The sequence below is a fragment of the Streptomyces sp. NPDC059477 genome (assembly GCF_042749375.1).
Lineage (GTDB): Bacteria > Actinomycetota > Actinomycetes > Streptomycetales > Streptomycetaceae > Streptomyces.
Genome location: NZ_JBHYUG010000019.1, coordinates 45438 through 63642 on the forward strand (window position 1 = coordinate 45438; position 18205 = coordinate 63642).

Here is an 18205-nt window from a genome sequence, read left to right on the forward strand (position 1 = left end):
GCGCGGGGGCGGGGGCGCGGCCGCGCGGCGGCGGGGGGGGGGCGCGGGGCCCGCACGCCCGCGTCCTGGGCACGAAGGTGGTGGGCCGCCCCATCACGGTCACGACGACGCCGGAGGGCCGGCGGACGACCATGTTCCGGGGTCATGTCGTATGGGGCGGCATGTTCACCACCCACGTACTCCGGAAGGCGGCGCTGTACTTCCCGTGACGTACTTCCCGTGACGTACTTCCCCTGACGCCGGGGCTCAGTCCCTGGACGCGGAGGCACCGGGCCCGGAGGTCTCCAGATCGTCGTCAAAGGGCGGCGGGACATCGGTCCAACTCTGCTCCACGGTCGTCGTGTACGCGGTGATCGCGCCCTTGTCCCAGCCGTCGAAGGCGCGTGTGGTGGCGGTCAGGGTGCCGAGGGGGGCGCCGGTCGCCGGGTCCAGAACGATCCGGAGTTCATAGCGGCCACCGTTGAGGGGCACGGAGACGCCCCGCCCCTCACGCCCCGACCGGTCCTTCACCACGCCCAGGTCCTTGACCCCGGGTTCCTGGGCCAGCGCCCGGTACGCGGCGGCGCGCAGCTCGGCGTCGGCGGGCAGATGGACGGCGATCTGAATGATCTGCTGCTGCACGATCCAGTCCTGGATGTCCTGCCCGTCCTGCCCGTCCTGGCCCTCCTGCTCCCCGTGCTCCTCCTCCCCGTCCTGAACGCCGTCGCCCGGTTTGAACCGGCTGTCCGTCAGCTCGGCCAGCCGCTCCCGCAGGGCTTCCGGGTCGGTCGGCAGCTCGTCCAGTACGTCCGTCTCCAGGCCGCCGATGGGGAACACGTCGGCGCCCCCGCCGGGCGCGTCCTGCTGGACCACGCCTTGGGCCTGCTGCCGGACGGTCCCGCCGTCGTCCGGCAGCGTCCAGAGGTCCGGCGCCCCGGCCTCCTTCCAGACCCGCTCGTCCCCGGCCGAGGCAGGTCCGGTCCCGCCGTCCACGGTCTGCGACCAGCGCCGGTCCTCCCCCTGGGCGAGCCATTGCCGGTACATCTGACGCTGGTCGACCACGTAGTCGCCCGGGACCTGGTGCAGCGTGCCGGTGCGCTCCTCCTGGTACCAGTAGTCCCCGGTGGCCCCCTGCTCCCCCGTCGCCTCCACCTTCGCGGCGGCGGCCAGCAGATAGCTGTCGGCGGGCGCAGGCTCGGCCCCCGGCGTCACGGCCCCGGACCCGCCTCCCCCGCCCTGCACCACCGCGACGGCCACCGCCGCCGCGACCGGTACGGCGGCCAGCCCCCAGCGTGGCCGCACCGGCCGCCGGCTCTTCCGGGGCCCCGCCACGACGACATCGGGCCGCATCGCCACCGCCAACTCCCGCGCCCGGGTCACCGGATCGACACGGCCCCCGTCGTCCAACGCGTCGGGCCGGCCCGCCACGAGCCTCGCCATCACATCCATGTCATCGAACCGCTTGCTGCCCATGACGTCCTCACACTTCCTCTCGCACGAGCCGAACCCGGGACCGGACGGGGGCGGCAGGCGGCGTCACGCTGCCCAACGCCTTGGTCAGCCGCTTGCGCGCCCGGTGCAACCGCACCCGCATGGCCGCCGCCGAACACCCGACGACCTTGGCCGCCTGGGCGGGCGTGAGCCCCTGCCAGGCCGCGAGAATCAACACGTCCCGATCCTCATCGGGCAGCTCGGCGAGCGCCCTGAGCAGGTCGTTGCGATCGGCCACGTCGTCCGCGATGTCCGGCCCGTGCTCGGTCCACGCCGCCAGCTCCACCGCGAACGACTCCCGTCTGACCTCGGCCCGTACGGTGTCGCGCAGCACGTTCCTGGCGACCCCGAGCAGCCAGGGCAACGGCGGGTCGGGTACGTCGGCCCAGCGCCGCCAGGCGACGGCGAAGGTCTCGCTCACCACCTCGTCGGCGACCTGCCGCCCGGCCCGGCTGACCACATAGGCCCAGACCCGCGCCCGGCAGTCGTCGTACATCGCGGTGAAGCGGCTCTCCTCATCGACCACCGCCGCACCTCCGTCTTCTCCGGTGTCGTCTGTCCGTGTTCTCCGTCGTGGAGAAGTGGTGCGGCGGGGGCGATCGTTACAGGCGAACCGGTGGATTCCCATGACGCTCATGGTTTCAAGCCGTCAAGCGGGAAGTACCTGGGTGTCCGGAAGAGACCCTCTACTCGCGAGGGTGACCAGCTCGGCGGCGCTGGGCCGGTCGTTGGCGACCGGTGCCAGGCACGCGGTGATGATCTCCTCGAAGTGAGGGAAGGGCCATGGCCGGGCGTCATCGAACGGGAGGCGCTTGCCGTCGGCGATGGCGCGGAGCTTGTCCGTTCGCGGGGTGTCATCGGCGTAGGGGACGGGGCGTTGTCCGGTCCAGCACCAGAACAGGGAGGCGCCCAGTCCCCAGATGTCGGCCGGTGGCCGGGCCTGGATGTGGGTGTCGGCGGGCGTGGTCAGGATGGCGTCGGCGATCTCCGGGGCGGTGGTGTGGGTCAGCGCGCCCCGGTACGGAAGCCGACCCGCCGTCTCGGGCCCGCATGACAAAGCGAAGTCGAAGAGGGCGGCGCGGCCGTCGCGGGTGACGAGGGTGTTGGTGGGCTGCACGTCGGCGTGGGCCCAGCCGACGGAATGCAGCCGTTCGAGCTGCCCAGCCCGGCTGCGGGCGACACTCAGGAGCCACGACCGTACCGAGGGCCCGTCGCCCTCAAGGCCGCGGGCCACGGCCATGGCGGTCCACAACGAAGTTCCTTCGATCCAGCGGACCGCCAGCCACTGGCCGCCCTCCCACGCTCCGGCGTCAACCCGGTACCCGGAACCAAGGGCGCCCGCGTCGATGAGGGCAAGTAGGTGTCGGTCCTCCTGGGCCAGCTCCGCCGCTTTGTCGCGTCCGAGGGCGGCATCGGGGTTGTTGGCCTTCAGTGCCGCGATGCCCCGGGCCCCGCTGACCTTCCACGCGCGGGAGCCTCGCCGGTCGCCGAGCAGTTCGCAGGTGACCGACCCCCACATCTGCTCCAGAGCCGCTACTGCCTCGTCTGGAGGTGCTGCGCCCATCGTCCGATGTCCTTCAGTCGTGGTGTGGCGGAGACGGCCTTCTCAAGCCGTCAGGCAGGGCTCGAAGTACCCCGGCGTCCGGAACAGGCCTGGGAAGGTTCCGGGGCCGTGCCGTTCGTCCAGCCACGCCCCCAGCTTCATCACGTCCCCGCTGATGATGGCCGCGAGGAGGCGCGTGTGGCACTCGTACTCTTCCCCGGGGGCGAATTCCTCAAGGAAGTGCGCGTACCGGCGGTTGACGCCCTTCTCGTAGCCGAGGAGGGCTGCCGCGTATCGCGTCTGCTCTTCGCATTGCGGTACGTCCACCATGCGCCCGGTGTCCGCCTCCGTCAGCGTTCCCGTCACGTCCCGGAATGCGAGTGCGCCGAGACCGTCCGAGGGTTCCGTCACGGCGAAGTGTTCTGCCGCCTGCCGGGTGATGAAACGAGCCTCTTTGTCGCACGCGCCTTCCATGACGATTCCGATGTTCCGGGTGTGGTGGCTTCCGCGCTTGTCGGCAGCCGAATAGGCCTGTCCGCTTGTGCGGCGGTAGTTGATTCCGTACTGAGTCCGGACGGGCACACCCGCCACTTCCACGTACCGCCGACGCGATCCGTAGTGAAGGCAGTCATGCGCGTACGCGCGCAGCAGGTCGAGCAGGACCAGCGGCGCGGGGGGCTCAGGAATTCGGCGGCCCATGAGCCCGTACAGGGTGATGACGGCCACCATTTGAAGGTGCCGGTATCCCTGGTCCGGGTGGTGGAATCCACCGAAGGCCCCGGCACGTGAGGATGCACAGCCGACCAGTACCCGCTCAAGCGGCAGCATCCTCGCCAGCCCGTACCCGGCGTACCGGTGGCCTGCGATGTCGACACCGGCGCGGAAGATCGTGGTGTCGATTCCGTTCGCTTCCCACCCGCTGAGCAGGTCCGAGAGCGGCCGGAACACGTGGGCGGGGTGCTTGCCCGTGACCGGCGACAGGTCGGCTCGCATGGCCGCCAGTGCTGCCCTTGCCTGAGCACCGGTCACGGACTCGTTGGGGGCCAGTTCCGCTAAGCCGGCATGCCTGACTTGATGAGCTGGATGTGAGACTCCTGCATCCCCTCCGGGAGCGCATCCGGGCTGAACCATTTCGCCTCCAGAATCTCGAAGCCGTCGAGCTTGAGGGTTCCACCCACGTGGAGAGCTTCGTACGCGATCTCCACGCGGAGTTTGTAGCCGCTGGTCACCTGAACCAGCCGCCCGGGTACGACTTCGAGGCCGGTTTCCTCCCGGACCTCCCGAACGACGGTTTCCGGAAATTCCTCGCTCTTTACCGCGTAGCCGGTGGGAAGTCCCCATGGACGGTCGGCGGGCCACATCCGATGCTTGAGCAAGAGGACCTGCCCTTGTTCGTTCCGCACCACACCCGTCACGCCGACCATGAATTTGGCGTGCGCGAACCATAGGATGCGCCATTGCAGCGGGCCGCGAATGATTTTCCACACCCGGGCGACGATTCGCTTCATACGCACTCTTTCCATCAGGCAGGCACGCGAGGCGCGCTTGCGGTCTCTGACTCAACTTGGGGCGTGGGGTGTGAGTCACGCCTACAGTTTCACGATCCCGGCCTCGGCCAGAATTCCGAATCGGGTGCGTGAATCGATGACGCCCACGTTAGAGATAGTCGATGCTCAACTCCCAGCGATGTGCACGAGGTTGCACGACGATCACCCGAGGGACTCCATGCTCGATGCGATCAGCGCCCGAGCCGGTGGGCCATGGACGGCCAGCGCCGCCAGCTCCGCGAACGTCTCGGCGTACATGGCTACCTCGCTGGGCTGGGTGATCGTGAGGTACCCAGAGATGAGTTCGACGTTGACCTGCGCGTTGTCGTAGATCCAGAACCCCTCGGCAGGCCAGCGTTCCCGTTCCGGAGACATGGGCACGACTCCCACGCTGACGTTGGACAGGGCGGAAACCGCGATCAGGTGGCTGAGTTGTCCAGCCATCACCTCGGCGCCACCGATCCCGGCCCGCAGCACCGACTCCTCGACCAGGAACGCGAACCGGCGACCGCCCTCGCGCAGGACGCGCTGACGTTCCATGCGCGCGGCCACCGCGCCCGCCACGTCGTCCACCAGGCCGCGCCTCTTCTGGATCGCTCGCAGTACCGCCGCGGTGTACGGCTCGGTCTGGATCAAGCCGGGCACGAGCCAGGAGGAGTACGAGCGGAAACGGCGGGTTCGCCGGTACAGCGGCATGCGCGCTTCCTGCGCCGCCTTGAGCCCGGCCCGCTCCATGCGCCGCCAGCCCACCCACATGCCCTCGGCCGTGCGCAGCATGGCGATCAGGTCTTCGATCTGTTCTTCAGCCCCACACGCTGCACACCAAGCCCGAATGTCATCGGCCGACGGGGTCGTACGGGCATTCATGATCCGGGACGACTTGGAGCGGCTCCACTCACATCGCCCGGCCAGGTCGAGTCCGGACAGACCGGCGTCCCGGCAGAGTTCCGCGAGACGATCCGCGAGAGCCCGCCGGGCCTGCTGGGCGCTGGACGATGCGGGTATGGCCATGGTGCGTGACCGTCAGGCAGGCCGGTATTCCGAGTGGGGAATGGCCCGCTCCCACGCCGCCTCGTACGCCGTCACGTACTGCGCCGCCAACGCCGGGTCGTGGAGCACCTCCATACGCGGGCCGACCCACTGCCCTTCGCCGCTGAAGTGATGGAGGATCACGGTCGCCTCGTCCACCACCCAGCCGTCCAGTACGGGGAGCAGGAGGCCACGCGCCTGCGAGCGCGGCAGCCAGCGCACGTTTTCACCGGCCGCCACGTTCGTGAAGGTGCCGTCGTACTCGTAGCGCACGTAATCGCTCAGCGGCTCGGAGACGACGCGGAGCCGTCGCATGGCCACGCCCCGGCCGGTGGTCTCGGCCACCACGTCCAGCCACGAGCGCCACCACGACGCGCGGTCGGCCGGGTCGTACCGGTGGCCCTGCTGCCAGCGGATGAACTCCGGGTCGTCGCGCATGTAGCTGTCCCGCAGCTCCAGGTGCATGGCGGAGTGCTGCGCCTTGGCGAGTGCTTCACGTACCGCTGTTGCCACGGTTGGCCTCTCTGTCCACGCGGGGGATGAACTGGAGCATATTGGCGGGGAGGCGGATCACGCTTTCATGGTCTGGTACGTCGGTCGAGTGGCCGGGCACGGAGCCGACTTCCCGAGCCTGTCGGACGGTCTCCTCGTCGGCGGTCCAGGACTGAATGATCAGGTCGCCGGTCGTGTCGTCCAGCCAGATCGTGGGCGAGCCGTCGTCGGGGGTGTTCGGCCAAATGCCGAGGAATTTCAGGGCCATTGGGCGCTCCAGGTGCCGAAGCGGTTGCACGAGTGTGCACGAGCCTGACGCCTGCGTCTGAGCCAGGGCAAGGGGGCGCTCGGAGCGCGGCCCGCCAGCCGGATCAACGCCTCGCGCTCTGGGGTGCGCTCAGCGTTGATCGGGAGTCCTCAGTGGTCGCCGGTGTGCGAGACGAAGACCGTCCAAGCGGACCGGGCCACGGTGAAGTGAGGCGCGGTCGGGGTCTTGGAGTCGCGGATGTGGATGGTGGCGGGGGTTATGGCGACCTCCACGCAGGACTGGATATCGCCGTCGTCGCTGAAGCTGCTCTTGAACCAGTGCAGGTCGGGGGCGCTCATAGTTCTCCTAGTCTGCGCTCGATGAAGGCTTGCGACTCCCTCGGGGAGAGAGCCTGCGCGCGGATCATGCCATAGCGCAGTTCAAGGATACGAAGTTCCCGGGGGTTATCGAACGGGCGGCCGAAGAACTCGCCATCGGACCGCCCCACGGCTGTACCGTCGGCGAACTTCATCACCTGGATACGGCCGTTCACCCCGGCGTGTTCCTCCCGATCGGTAGGCATGATCTGGAGTGCGACGTGCCGCAACTGAGACAGTTCCAGCAGATGTTCAAGCTGTCGGCGCTGTATCGCCCTGCCGCCGATGGGGCGTTCCAGACTCACCTGCTCCTGGACGAAGCTGAGTGTCGGGGTGGGCTCCCGTTCGAAAATGGCCTTCCGGGCCATCCGCCACGCCACACCCTGTTCCACTTCCGATGCCGAGTACGGCGGCTGCACCATCTCGAACAGTGCCTTCGCGTGCTCGGCCGTCTGAAGCAACCCATGGATGTTGTGGTTGCTGTAGATCAGCGCCTCGACCGTCCGGTCCTCCACCGCCTTCAGTTCCCGTACCCGCTTGGGGTAGCGGGCCTTCTCGACGTCCTCCATGAACCACCGGAGACGCCCGTCCGCCCGCATCAGACTGTCCGCCCGGTCCAGGAACTCCGGCCGGGGAATCCGGTCTCCGCGCTCCAGCTTTCGGATCATGTCCTCGCCGTACCCCATGGCTTCGGCGAACGCGACCACCGATAACCCGGCGTGTGTCCGGCAGGACTTCAGCATTCGCGCCACCGCCTCGATCAGCGGCATGAACTCCTCTCCCGGGGGCACGTCCCACCCCGGGTCGTCTGCACTCTCGTTGGTCATTTGCAGCCTCCTTCAGCACGCACACGTACCCACCGCGCACCCAGGAACGACAAGACAAGCGAGACAACGGCAAGACAACCTGGATACGCACAGCCATCACAGCACGTCCAGGCAAGCACTTTCCGCCACTCTGTGTGACATGAACCCCCAACTCGCCAACCCCATCCACAACTTCACCACCCTCCACCCCTCCACCCCCCTAGGCGCCCGCACCGCCCGTCTCCTCGCCCGCGAGCAACTCCTCGCCTGGGATTTCCCCCTCGACCCCGCGGAGCACATCGTCGGAGAACTCGCCGCCAACGCCGCCACCCACGGCCGCGTCCCCGGACGGAGCTTCCGGCTCACCCTCTACGTCGTCGGCCCCACCCTGCGGATCGAGGTCACCGACACCCTCGGGGAGCAGCTCCCCCGGCTCACGCACCCCCGGCTCGACCACGTCTCGGGGCGGGGGCTGTTCCTGGTCGAGGCCCTCGCCGATACCTGGGGCGTCAGCAGTGGGCCGTGTCCGAAGAAGACCGTCTGGGCCGAGGTCCGTGCACAAAGCAGCCGGTGAGGGCAGCCCCGTCCCCACGGAACCCTCACCGGCCGGTCCTTGTCAGGCGCGGTACTTCACCGCGCCGTACCTCACCGCGCCGTACCTCACCGCGCGGTACGTCAGGCGCGTACCAGCTCCTTCTCCTCCTCGGGGTCGGACGCCGTGCGCAACCCCTCGCCCTCGACGTCCACGTTGGGCACCGCGCGGTCCAGCCACCTCGGCAGCCACCAGGCCTTCTTGCCGAGGAGGGCGAGGACCGCCGGGACGATGGCCATCCGGACCACGAAGGCGTCGAAGAAGACGGCGATGGCGAGGCCGAAGCCGATCATCTTCACCATGGAGTCGGAGGAGCCGATGAAGCCGGCGAACACGGCCATCATGATGACGGCGGCGGCGGAGACGACCCGCGCCCCGTGCTTGAAGCCCGTCACGATGGCCTGCGTCGGCTCCTCCCCATGGACGAACGCCTCCCGCATCCGGGTCACGAGGAACACCTCGTAGTCCATCGCGAGTCCGAAGACCACACCCACCATGAAGATCGGCATCATCGACATGATCGGGCCGGTCTCCTCGACCCCGATGACATCCGCGAACCAGCCCCACTGGAAGACCGCGACCACCGCGCCCAGCGCCGCGAGCACACTGAGCAGGAACCCCAGCGCCGCCTTCAGCGGGACCAGGATCGAGCGGAAGACCAGGATCAGCAGGAGGAAGGCCAGGCCGACCACCAGCGCCAGGTACGGGATCAGCGCGTCGTTCATCTTCTGCGAGAAGTCGATGTTCAGCGCTGTCGTGCCGGTGACCAGGACACTCGCGTCCGTGTCGGCCTTGATGCCGGCGCCCGCGTCACGGATCGCGTGGACCAGATCCTCCGTCTGCACCGACGACGGCTTCGAGTCGGGGATGACCGTGATCGTGTACGTGTCGCCCGCCTCGTTCGGCGCGGGCTCCGTCACCGACACCACGTCGGGCAGACCCTCGATCCGGTCGGCGACCTCGTTGGCCGCAGCCTCGGGGTCGGCGCTGGCGCGGGCGTCGGTGACCACCATCAGGGGGCCGTTGAAACCGGGGCCGAAGCCGTCCGAGAGAAGGTCGTACGCGCGGCGCTGGGTCGTGTCCGTCGGCTGGGAGCCGTCGTCCGGCAGGCCCATCTCCATCGAGCCGACCGGGATCGCGGCGGCCCCCAGGCCGACCACGCCGATCAGCAGGACGGCCAGCGGACGCCGTACGACGAAGCGCGCCCAGCGGGTGCCCATGTTGGGCCCGGCCTCCGCGTCAGCGGCCTTGCCCCGGCCCAGCAGCTTCGACTTCGCTCCCGCCGGCTGGACCTTGCGGCCCGCGTAGCCGAGCAGCGCCGGGATCATCGTCAGGGCGATGAGGACGGCGATGACGACCGTGCCCGCCGCCGCGAGGCCCATCTTGGTCAGCATCGGGATGTTGACGACCGCGAGACCGGCCAGCGCGATGACGACGGTCAGGCCCGCGAAGACCACCGCCGAACCCGCCGTACCGACCGCCCGGCCCACCGCCTCCTCGCGGTCCCGGCCCTCGGCCAGTTCCGCGCGGTAGCGGGAGACGATGAAGAGCGCGTAGTCGATGCCGACCGCGAGGCCGATCATCATCGCGAGGGTGGAGGTGGTGGAGCCCAGGTCGAGCGGGTTGGCGAGAGCCGTGATGCCGCCGACGCCGATACCGACGCCGATCAGCGCGGTCAGCAGCGGGAGCCCGGCGGCGATGAGCGAGCCGAGGGTGATGATCAGGACGACGGCGGCGATGGCGATACCGATGATCTCGGCGGCGCCGGTGTGCGGCATCGCCTGGAGCGCGTCACCGCCGATGTCCACGGTCAGCCCGGCGTCCCGCGCGTCCTGCGCGGCCCCCTCCAGGGCGTCCTTGGTCGAGTCCGCCAGCTCCATGCCGGAGACGTCGTAGGTCACCGAGGTGTAGGCGACCGTGCCGTCGTCGCTGACGGCGTTGGTGGTGTAGGGGTCGGTGGCGGAGGCGACCTCGGCGCCGTCGGACAGCGTCCGGACGGTCTCCTCGACGACCGACTTGTGCTCCGCGTCGGTCACCTGCTCACCGTCGGGCGCCTTGAAGACGACCCGCGCGGTGGCGCCGTCGGCACTGGAGCCGGGGAACCGCTCCTCCAGCAGGTCGAAGGCGCGCTGCGCCTCGGTGCCCGGGATGGAGAACGAGCCGGAGCCCGCGGCGGGGGCACTGGCCGCGCCGACCCCGACGAGGGTCAGCATCGCTACCCAGATAAGGACGACGAAGTGCCGTCGCCTGAAGGCGAGTCGGCCGAGTTTGTAGAGGAAAGTGGCCACGTGGGCGTACTCCCGGTCGGGTCGTGGGGCGTATCGGGGCAGGTGTGATCGACCCGGCGACCACGCAGTGGGGGCTGCGCGGGCAGAGCTGATCAGCCCGACGACGTGAGCGGTGACGTCAGGTGGGCGTGGCGTGGAGCCAGGGTGGGACTTGGGTGGGTCGCCTACGAGGAGGCGTGCACACCGAGGGCGGGGAGCACCACGGCGTCGACGTACGAGATGAGGAACTCCTGCGTGGGCGGTTTGTCGTCCAGCAGTGCTCTGGTGGCGAAGCCGCCGACCAGCATGTGCAGCAAGAAGTCCAGCGCCGGACAGTCGGAGCGAACCTCACCGCGGGCGATGGCCCGCTCCAGGATCTTCCGGAAGTCCGCCATCTCGGGATCGATGAGCTGATCCGAGAAGGCTTCGCGCAGATCCGCGTTGGTGTGGATCGCCATGGCGATCCCCCGCATCAGCGCGGAGGTCTGCTCCATCGCGCAGTCGTCTTCCTGAGAGACCATCGCGTGCAGATCACCGCGCAGCGAACCGGTGTCGATGTCGTTGAGATGATGCGGCTTGCACTGCCGCAGGGCGCGCACGACCAGTTGCGCCTTGCCGCCCCACTGGCGGTAGAGCGTGGCCTTGCTGGATCGGGTGCGGGCGGCCACGGCGTCCATGGTGAGGGCGTCGTAGCCGACTTCCCGGAGCAGGTCGAGCACAGCCTCGTACAACTCGGCCTCGCGCTCGGGCGTGAGCCGACTGCGACGCGCCGTTGCGACATCAGTCATGTCCCTCGCCTTCCCTCTCCAGTTGAGGACGACACGGTTTCGTACAGGACGAATATAGCGCGCCCCCTAGCGAAACGAAACTGTTTCGTACGTGGCCTGGGTCACCTCTGTGAGGATCAGATAAGGCCACTGGGTCATATGTACGAGTTGCCCGGCCTCCTCCCCCGGAAAAGCATGAGGAGGTGAGCTACCTCCGGATGCCCCATCTCCACGGCGACCTGCTGTGCTTCGTGACCGAGGACGATCTCTGGCTGGCCCCCCTCGACGGCGCCGAACGCGCCTGGCGGCTCACCGTCGACCGTACGAAGGCCGGTCACCCCCGCTTCTCGCCCGACGGCCGCCACCTCGCGTACACGAGCTGGCGCAGCCTGGTCCCCGAGATCCATCTCGTCCCGGTGGACGGCGGACCGGCCCGCCAGCTGACCCACTGGGGCAGCGCCGACACCCGGGTGTGCGGCTGGACCCCGCCCGGCGCGGACGGCGAGGACGCCGAGATCCTCGCCGTCGCCTCCCACGGCGAGCCCTTCTCCTACTTCACCTGGGCCTACAAGCTCCGCCCCGACGGCGACCCCGGCCGCAAGCTCCCCTGGGGCCCGGTCGCCGACATCCAGGTCGCCGACGTCGACGGGGAACGCCGCTCGCTCCTCCTCACCGGCACCCCGCCCCACGAACCCGCCTCCTGGAAGCGCTACCGGGGCGGTGCGACCGGCCGCCTGTGGCTGCACGGGCGGCGCCTCCTGGAAGACCTCGGCGGGCATCTCGCCGACCCCCTGTTCGTCGGCGACCGCATCGCCTTCCTCTCCGACCACGAAGGCGTCGGCAACCTCTACTCCTGCGCGTACGACGGCTCCGGCCTGCGCCGCCACACCGACCACGACGCCTGCTACGCCCGCAACGCCGCCGCCGACGGCACCCGCGTGGTCTACCAGTGCGCCGGTGACCTGTGGATCGTCGACGACCTGTCCGCCACCTCCACGCCCCGCCGCCTCGACGTCCGGCTCAGCGGGCCCCGCGCGGGCCGCCGCCCGTACCAGGTCCCGGCCGCCCAGCACATCGACGGACTGTCCGTGGACGAGACCGGGCGGGCCGGCGCGGTGGTGGTGCGCGGCAGCCTGTACTGGCTCACCCACCGGGACGGCCCCGCCCGCACGATCAGCGACCGGGCGGGGGTGCGGGTACGGCTGCCGGAGATGCTCGGCGCCGGCGGGCAGGTGGCGTATGTGACGGACGGCGAGACGGATGAGACGGGTGAGATGGGTGAGATGGGTGAGACGGGTGACTCTCGCGGTGGTGGCATCGGCGGCGAGGACGCCATCGAGATCGCCTATCTGCCCCGGGCCAGTGGTGACCGGCCGCCCCGGCGGCTGGCTGCGGGCGGCCTCGGACGGGTACGGGAACTGGTCGCCGACCCGCAGGGCGAACGGCTGGCGCTGGCCGCGCACGACGGACGGCTGCTGCTGATCGACGCGAGCGAGGACCCGGGCGGGGAGGCCGGAGGGGTCGGCGGGGCCGGGGTGATCGGTGGGGCCAGGGCGATCCGCGAGGCCAGAGATGTCGACGGGGCCGGAGAGGCCGGGGCGATCCACGGGGCCGGGGCGATCGGCGACACCGGCGACACCGGCGGCACCGGCGGCCCCGGAAGGGTCACCGAGCTGATCCGCTCGGTCAACGGCCCCGTCCGCGACCTCGCGTTCTCCCCGGACGGGGCCTGGCTGACCTGGTCCCACCCCGGCATCGGCCGCTCGCTGCGCCAGATCAAGCTCGCCCGGATCAAGGACCGGCTGATCGTGGACGTCACCAACGGCCGCTTCGAGGACGAGAACCCCGTCTTCACCCGGGACGGCCGCTATCTGGCGTTCCTGTCCTGGCGCGGCTTCGACCCGGTGTACGACGTCCACACCGGCGACCTCTCCTTCCCGCTGGGCTGCCGCCCGTATCTGGTCCCCCTGTCCTCGGCGACCCCGTCCCCCTTCGCGCTCTCCCCCGACGGCCGCCCGGCGGCGGGCGGCTGGGACCCGCTGGAGCCGGAGGAGTCCCCGGCGGAGACCGACACCGCTGCGGCGGAATCGGGGACCGGCTCGGTGACGGTGGAGGTCGAGGGCCTGGAGAGCCGCGTGACCCCGTTCCCCGTGGCCGCCTCCAAGTACTCGGCGCTGTGCCCGGTCGCGGGCGGCGGACTGGTCTGGCTGCGCTGGCCGATCTCCGGCGCCCTCGGCGAGACCTTCGCCAACCCGGACGACACCACGGGCCGCCCGACCCTCGAATACTTCAACATCACCAAGGCCAAGAAGTCCGAACTCGTCCAGCACCTCGACTGGTTCGCGGTCAGCGGCGACGGCTCCCGCCTGGTCGTGGTCGACGAGGACGAGTTGCGGGCCGTCCCGGCCACGGAGACGGCCGACTCCGATACGACGACCTGGATCGACCTGCGCCGCATCCTGCACGTGGTCGACCCGGGCGCCGAGTGGCGTCAGGCGTACGCCGAGGCGGGACGGCTGACCCGCGACTACTTCTGGGACCCGGGAATGTGCGGCATCGACTGGGACGCGGTCCTCGACCAGTACCGCCCGCTGGTCGAGCGGGTCGCCTCGCCCGACGAGTTCGCCGACCTGCTGCGGGAGGTCCTGGGCGAACTGGGCACCTCCCACGCCTATGTGACCGCCGCCCGCCGCAACGAAGGGCCCCCGCACTACCAGCGCCGCCAGGGCCTGCTCGGCGCCAACCTGGTCCGCCGGGAGGGGGCGTGGGTGGTGAAACGCATCCTGCCCGGCGACTCCTCCGACTCCAAGGCCCGCTCCCCGCTCGCCGGGACCGGCATCCGCGAGGGCGCGGTCCTCACCCATGTCGACGGCCGGCCGGTGGACCCGCTGACCGGCCCGTACCCGCTGCTGGCGGGCGCGGGCGGCACGACCGTCGAGCTGACCTTCACCCCGGCCGACGGGGAACCGGGCCACGCCCGCCGGGTCGCCGTGGTCCCGCTGATCGACGAACGCCCGCTGCGCTACCAGGACTGGGTGGCCAAACGCCGGGACGTGGTACGGGACCTCAGCGACGGCCGGTGCGGCTACCTCCACATCCCCGACATGGGCGGCTCGGGCTGGGCCCAGTTCAACCGCGACCTGCGCATGGAGATGTCCCGCCCGGCCCTGATCGTGGACGTGCGCGGCAACGCGGGCGGCCACATCAGCGAACTGGTCGTGGAGAAGCTGACCCGCCGCATCCTCGGCTGGGACCTCACCCGTGACGCCCAGCCGGTGTCGTACGCCTCCCATGCCCCCAGGGGCCCGGTGGTCGCCCTGGCCGACGAGGCGACCTCCTCCGACGGCGACATGATCACGGCCGCCTTCAAACTGCTCGGGCTGGGCCCGGTGGTCGGGCAGCGGACGTGGGGCGGGGTCGTCGGCATGACCGGCCGCCACCGGCTGGGCGACGGCACGGTGATCACGGTCCCGATGAACGCGGCCTGGTTCGACGCGTACGGCTGGGGCGTGGAGAACCACGGCGTCGAACCCGACGTCCCCGCGCTGCGCACCCCGCTGGACTGGGCGGAGGGACGCTACGCCCAACTCGACGACGCGGTACGGCTGGCGCTGACCCTGCTGGAACGGACCCCGGCGACCCGCCCACCGGACCTGCGCGAGGTACCGGACCGCTCCCGGCCGAAACTGCCGCCACGGGAGCGGTGAGTCCGGCTGCCACGGAACCCGACGTGGGGCGGACACCGATGTGGGGCACCCGGGAACTCACGGGTGCCCCACTCGGGGTGACGGCCTCGGCTACGCGTCGTAGTCCGTGTTGAACCGCTCGCCCTGCTCCCGCTGTTCACGCTGCTCCCGCTGCTCCCGCTGTTCCCGGGACGGCTGCTCGCCCGCCCGGCGCTGCCCGCGGTCGGGGCGGTCGCCGGGCCGGTCGGCCTGACGCTCGCCAGACCGTTCACCAGACCGTTCGCCGGGGCCGCGGCCACGCTCGGGGCGCTCGCCGGAACCCCGGCCCTCGGGATGTTCCCCGGGACCCCGGCCGCTCTTGGCGCGCTCCGCCTTCTCCTTGGCCTCGCGCTGCCCCTGCTTGGCCTGGTCCTGGAACTTGTCCTTCATACCCATGTCGTTTCACTCCTGTGGTGGGTGAGGGGTCCGGCCTCCGTAGGCCGAGACCTCGACCAGACAAACACGCCAGCACAACCAACGCATTTCGATCAATAACGGTCAGTAGCCGCGCCCCTGTGTACCACCGGCCGTACTCCCGGTGGTGCTCCCGGTGGTGCTCCCGGTCGTACCCCCGGTCGCACTCCCACGGGCGCCTTCGTCCGCCGCCCCACCGGCCCCCACCAGCCCCGTCCGCACCTGCCCCAGCCGAGGCCCGAACCGCCGCATCTCCCGCTGCCCGACCACCCCGATCACGCCCGGCAGCCACCCCCGCACCCCCTGCATCCCGCGCAGCCACCACTGCCCGTACACATGGCTCGCGCGCCGCTCCATCCCGGCCACGATCCGGTCCACCGCCGGACCCGGCGGATACGTCTTGTTCGACGGCCACGGCAGCCGCTGCCGCAACTCCCGCAGCACCGCGTCCTGATCGGCCCCGCGCACCATGTCCGTGTCCGTCCACGACAGATACGCGACCCCGACCCGCACACCCTGAGGCCCGACCTCGGCGCGCAGACTGTGCGCGTACGCCTCCACGCCCGACTTGGCGGCGCAGTACGCCGTCATCAGCGGCGCGGGCGCGAGCGCGGCGAGGGAGGCGATCTGGAGCAAGTACCCCCGGTTCTGGGTCAGTACGGGCAGGAACGCCCGCGCGGTGATGGCCGACCCGATCAGATTGACCTCTATCACCCGCCGCCAGGCGTCCGGATCGGAGGCGGCGAACAGCCCGCCCGCGGCGACCCCCGCGTTGGCGACCACGATGTCGACCCTTCCGAACCGCTCCTCGACCTCCCGCGCGACCCGCGCCATGGCGTCGTGGTCGGTGACATCGGCGTACCAGTGCCCGCTCTCGCCGGGCAGCCGCCCGGACACCTCACTGAGCCGCTCCGGCTCCAGCCCCACCAGCGCCACGGTCGCCCCGCGCGCGGACAGCCTGCCCGCGAGCAACTCCCCCACGCCCCGCGCCGCCCCGGTGACCACCACGACCCGCCCCTGAAGCCCGCCCCGGCCCACCCTGCTCACGCGCCCGCCTCCACGCCCCGCGCCCGGGCCCGATCGCCGTCGCCGTGGCCGTCGCCCACCCGCCCACCCGCCCACCCGCCGCCCGCAGCACCACGTACTCGCTCAGCTCCACCCGCCGCGTCACCCGCCGGAACTCCCCCGTCGTCCCCGGCCACACCGTCGTGTTGCGCCCGCCCGCGTCGAGGTACCAGCTCGTGCACCCCCCGGTGTTCCACACGGTCCGCCGCATCCGCTCCTGGACCCGCCGGTTCCAGGCGTCCACGGCGCTCACCCGGGCGTCCAGGGCGACCCGCCCGCCGAGCAGATCGAGCTGACGCAGGAAGTCGGCCAGGTAGTTGAGCTGGGACTCGATCATCAGGATCATGGAGGAGTTCCCGAGGCCCGTGTTGGGTCCGACGATCGTCATCCAGTTCGGGAACCCGGCGGCCGAGGCGCCACGCAGCGCCTGCATCCCGCCCTGCCACGCCTGGGCGAGCGTCCGCCCGCCGACGCCGACCACCCGCTCCGCGATCGGCACGTCCGTGACATGGAACCCCGTACCGAAGACGATCGCGTCGACCTCCGCCCGCGTACCGTCCGCCGCGACGACGGTCGAGCCACGCACCTCGCCCAGCCCGCTGGCCACCACGTCCACGTTGGGCCGCGCGAGGGCCGGATAGTAGTCGCTGGAGAGCAGGATCCGCTTGCAGCCGATGCGGTAGCCGGGCGTGAGTTTCGCGCGCAGGGCCGGGTCCTTGATGGCCCGGCCCATGTGCCGCTCGGCGAGCCGCTCCACGAACCGCAGTTCGCCGGGGTGCTTGGTGAACGCCTGGACCTGCGTCTCCCGGATCCCCCACAGCAGCCCGCGCCGCACCTGCCCGGTGACCGGCACCCGCCGGTGCAGCCACCGCTCGACGCCGCTGATCGCCCGGTCGGTGCGCGGCAGAACCCACGGCGGCGTCCGCTGGAAGAGCACCAGTCGCGAAACCTCCGGCTGGATCGCCGGCACGATCTGGATGGCGGAGGCGCCGGTGCCGACCACGGCGACCCGCTTGCCCCGCAGGTCGTAGCCGTGGTCCCAGCGCGCGGAGTGGAAGACCTTGCCGGGGAAGGAGTCCAGCCCGGGGATCTCCGGAACCCGGGGATCGGACAGCGCCCCGGTCGCGGAGACGACGACATCGGCGGTAAACGTCCCGGCACCGCTCTCGACGACCCAGTACATCCCCTCTCCGTCCCAGGTCATCCGCGTCACCTCCGCGCCGAAGCGGAGGTGCGGGCGCAGCCGGAAGACATCGGCGACCTGCTCCAGATAGGCGCGGATGTGCTCCTGCCCGGAGAAGGTGCGCGGCCAGTCGGGATGCGGCGCGAAGGAGAAGGAGTACAGGTGGGAGGGCACATCGCAGGCGCACCCCGGATACCTGTTGTCACGCCAGGTGCCGCCCACACTCCCGGCCCGCTCCAGCACCACGAAGTCGGTGACCCCCTCCCGCCGCAGCCGCACCGCGGCCCCGAGCCCACCGAACCCGGACCCGATCACCGCGACCCGCACATGCTCCCGCTGCTCGCCGTCCCGCCGATGAGTCTCCCGAGCCATCTGGCCGCCTCCGCACCTCGCCCCGGACTCCGCCAGTGAACACTGGCGCAATGGGGAGAGTAGAGGAGCCCTGTACCGGCCGGTAGGGGTCGGCACGCGAAAAGTTACCGACGGTACGAGCTGGCGTCACCGACGGTACGACGTGAAGTCAGCGACGGTACGAGCTGAAGTCACCGGGCGGTACGAGCCGGAGTCACCGGGCGGCCCGGGGCGGAGTCACCGACGGCCGGGGAGGAGTCACCGACGGCCGGGACGGAGCAATCGCCGCTACGAACTAGGGTGCGGACGTGGCAGACACGGACACGGCAC

General features: G+C 70.6%; 17 protein-coding genes and 1 pseudogene. 3 read left to right on the forward strand and 15 right to left on the reverse strand.

What is annotated here, in order from left to right:
* A pseudogene (locus ACFXAZ_RS12870) lies at window positions 1-209 on the forward strand (hypothetical protein); the annotation flags it as partial.
* 37 nt (window positions 210-246) lie between these two features.
* On the opposite strand, the gene ACFXAZ_RS12875 reads toward ACFXAZ_RS12870, so the two are convergent.
* From ACFXAZ_RS12875 to ACFXAZ_RS12920, 10 genes are all read right to left on the reverse strand, one after another.
* The gene (locus tag ACFXAZ_RS12875) at window positions 247-1452 is read right to left on the reverse strand and encodes a CU044_5270 family protein (protein WP_384588709.1); all 1206 of its coding nucleotides are present in this window, start codon (window positions 1450-1452) and stop codon (window positions 247-249) included.
* A gap of 7 nt (window positions 1453-1459) precedes the next feature.
* Window positions 1460-1996, reverse strand: coding sequence for an RNA polymerase sigma factor (locus tag ACFXAZ_RS12880; RefSeq protein ID WP_384588712.1), 537 nt, complete (start codon window positions 1994-1996; stop codon window positions 1460-1462).
* A 123-nt stretch (window positions 1997-2119) separates the two neighbouring features.
* Window positions 2120-3034 carry a protein kinase gene (locus ACFXAZ_RS12885; RefSeq protein ID WP_384588715.1) on the reverse strand — a complete coding sequence of 305 codons (915 nt, stop codon included), beginning with the start codon at window positions 3032-3034 and terminating at the stop codon, window positions 2120-2122.
* 42 nt (window positions 3035-3076) lie between these two features.
* Window positions 3077-4006 (reverse strand): hypothetical protein, encoded by a 930-nt coding sequence (locus ACFXAZ_RS12890; RefSeq protein WP_384588718.1) that lies wholly within the window; start codon window positions 4004-4006, stop codon window positions 3077-3079.
* A 59-nt stretch (window positions 4007-4065) separates the two neighbouring features.
* Window positions 4066-4521 carry an NUDIX domain-containing protein gene (locus ACFXAZ_RS12895; protein WP_384588721.1) on the reverse strand — a complete coding sequence of 152 codons (456 nt, stop codon included), beginning with the start codon at window positions 4519-4521 and terminating at the stop codon, window positions 4066-4068.
* A gap of 201 nt (window positions 4522-4722) precedes the next feature.
* Complete coding sequence (locus ACFXAZ_RS12900) at window positions 4723-5571, reverse strand: helix-turn-helix domain-containing protein (protein WP_384588724.1); 849 nt, start codon at window positions 5569-5571, stop codon at window positions 4723-4725.
* Window positions 5572-5583: 12 nt separating this feature from the next.
* Entirely contained in the window at window positions 5584-6102 is a 519-nt protein-coding gene (locus ACFXAZ_RS12905; RefSeq protein ID WP_384588726.1) for a DUF6879 family protein, read from the reverse strand.
* The gene (locus ACFXAZ_RS12910) at window positions 6083-6349 is read right to left on the reverse strand and encodes a hypothetical protein (protein WP_384588729.1); all 267 of its coding nucleotides are present in this window, start codon (window positions 6347-6349) and stop codon (window positions 6083-6085) included. The genes ACFXAZ_RS12905 and ACFXAZ_RS12910 overlap by 20 nt, the downstream gene beginning before the upstream one ends.
* A gap of 149 nt (window positions 6350-6498) precedes the next feature.
* The gene (locus ACFXAZ_RS12915; RefSeq protein ID WP_384588732.1) at window positions 6499-6687 is read right to left on the reverse strand and encodes a DUF397 domain-containing protein; all 189 of its coding nucleotides are present in this window, start codon (window positions 6685-6687) and stop codon (window positions 6499-6501) included.
* Window positions 6684-7532, reverse strand: a complete 849-nt coding sequence (locus ACFXAZ_RS12920) for a helix-turn-helix domain-containing protein (protein ID WP_384588735.1) — start codon at window positions 7530-7532, stop codon at window positions 6684-6686. The genes ACFXAZ_RS12915 and ACFXAZ_RS12920 overlap by 4 nt, the downstream gene beginning before the upstream one ends.
* A gap of 139 nt (window positions 7533-7671) precedes the next feature.
* On the opposite strand from ACFXAZ_RS12920, the gene ACFXAZ_RS12925 reads away from it, so the two are divergent.
* The gene (locus tag ACFXAZ_RS12925; protein ID WP_384588737.1) at window positions 7672-8085 is read left to right on the forward strand and encodes an ATP-binding protein; all 414 of its coding nucleotides are present in this window, start codon (window positions 7672-7674) and stop codon (window positions 8083-8085) included.
* Between the two features lie 101 nt (window positions 8086-8186).
* Here ACFXAZ_RS12925 and ACFXAZ_RS12930 read toward each other — a convergent pair whose 3' ends face one another.
* Both ACFXAZ_RS12930 and ACFXAZ_RS12935 read right to left on the reverse strand, forming a co-directional pair.
* Entirely contained in the window at window positions 8187-10391 is a 2205-nt protein-coding gene (locus ACFXAZ_RS12930; protein ID WP_384588740.1) for an MMPL family transporter, read from the reverse strand.
* Window positions 10392-10555: 164 nt separating this feature from the next.
* Complete coding sequence (locus tag ACFXAZ_RS12935) at window positions 10556-11158, reverse strand: TetR/AcrR family transcriptional regulator (RefSeq protein WP_384588743.1); 603 nt, start codon at window positions 11156-11158, stop codon at window positions 10556-10558.
* Between the two features lie 182 nt (window positions 11159-11340).
* On the opposite strand from ACFXAZ_RS12935, the gene ACFXAZ_RS12940 reads away from it, so the two are divergent.
* The gene (locus ACFXAZ_RS12940; protein ID WP_384588746.1) at window positions 11341-14844 is read left to right on the forward strand and encodes a S41 family peptidase; all 3504 of its coding nucleotides are present in this window, start codon (window positions 11341-11343) and stop codon (window positions 14842-14844) included.
* A gap of 90 nt (window positions 14845-14934) precedes the next feature.
* Here ACFXAZ_RS12940 and ACFXAZ_RS12945 read toward each other — a convergent pair whose 3' ends face one another.
* The 3 genes from ACFXAZ_RS12945 to ACFXAZ_RS12955 all read right to left on the reverse strand — a co-directional run bounded on the left by ACFXAZ_RS12945 (window position 14935) and on the right by ACFXAZ_RS12955 (window position 17896).
* Complete coding sequence (locus ACFXAZ_RS12945) at window positions 14935-15258, reverse strand: hypothetical protein (RefSeq protein WP_384588749.1); 324 nt, start codon at window positions 15256-15258, stop codon at window positions 14935-14937.
* Between the two features lie 102 nt (window positions 15259-15360).
* The gene (locus ACFXAZ_RS12950; RefSeq protein WP_384588752.1) at window positions 15361-16284 is read right to left on the reverse strand and encodes an SDR family oxidoreductase; all 924 of its coding nucleotides are present in this window, start codon (window positions 16282-16284) and stop codon (window positions 15361-15363) included.
* The gene (locus ACFXAZ_RS12955; protein ID WP_384588755.1) at window positions 16175-17896 is read right to left on the reverse strand and encodes a flavin-containing monooxygenase; all 1722 of its coding nucleotides are present in this window, start codon (window positions 17894-17896) and stop codon (window positions 16175-16177) included. Before ACFXAZ_RS12955 ends, ACFXAZ_RS12950 begins: the two co-directional genes overlap by 110 nt.
* Between the last annotated feature and the right edge of the window lie 309 nt (window positions 17897-18205).

What these genes read in the sequence shown, in the direction of transcription:
- ACFXAZ_RS12875 (WP_384588709.1), bottom strand. Translation starts at nt 1,452, where the DNA reads ATGGGCAGCAAGCGGTTCGATGACATGGATGTGATGGCGAGGCTCGTG.
- ACFXAZ_RS12885 (WP_384588715.1), bottom strand. Translation starts at nt 3,034, where the DNA reads ATGGGCGCAGCACCTCCAGACGAGGCAGTAGCGGCTCTGGAGCAGATG.
- ACFXAZ_RS12890 (WP_384588718.1), bottom strand. Translation starts at nt 4,006, where the DNA reads ATGCGAGCCGACCTGTCGCCGGTCACGGGCAAGCACCCCGCCCACGTG.
- ACFXAZ_RS12895 (WP_384588721.1), bottom strand. Translation starts at nt 4,521, where the DNA reads ATGAAGCGAATCGTCGCCCGGGTGTGGAAAATCATTCGCGGCCCGCTG.
- ACFXAZ_RS12900 (WP_384588724.1), bottom strand. Translation starts at nt 5,571, where the DNA reads ATGGCCATACCCGCATCGTCCAGCGCCCAGCAGGCCCGGCGGGCTCTC.
- ACFXAZ_RS12910 (WP_384588729.1), bottom strand. Translation starts at nt 6,349, where the DNA reads ATGGCCCTGAAATTCCTCGGCATTTGGCCGAACACCCCCGACGACGGC.
- ACFXAZ_RS12915 (WP_384588732.1), bottom strand. Translation starts at nt 6,687, where the DNA reads ATGAGCGCCCCCGACCTGCACTGGTTCAAGAGCAGCTTCAGCGACGAC.
- ACFXAZ_RS12920 (WP_384588735.1), bottom strand. Translation starts at nt 7,532, where the DNA reads ATGACCAACGAGAGTGCAGACGACCCGGGGTGGGACGTGCCCCCGGGA.
- ACFXAZ_RS12925 (WP_384588737.1), top strand. Translation starts at nt 7,672, where the DNA reads ATGAACCCCCAACTCGCCAACCCCATCCACAACTTCACCACCCTCCAC.
- ACFXAZ_RS12935 (WP_384588743.1), bottom strand. Translation starts at nt 11,158, where the DNA reads ATGACTGATGTCGCAACGGCGCGTCGCAGTCGGCTCACGCCCGAGCGC.
- ACFXAZ_RS12945 (WP_384588749.1), bottom strand. Translation starts at nt 15,258, where the DNA reads ATGGGTATGAAGGACAAGTTCCAGGACCAGGCCAAGCAGGGGCAGCGC.
- ACFXAZ_RS12955 (WP_384588755.1), bottom strand. Translation starts at nt 17,896, where the DNA reads ATGGCTCGGGAGACTCATCGGCGGGACGGCGAGCAGCGGGAGCATGTG.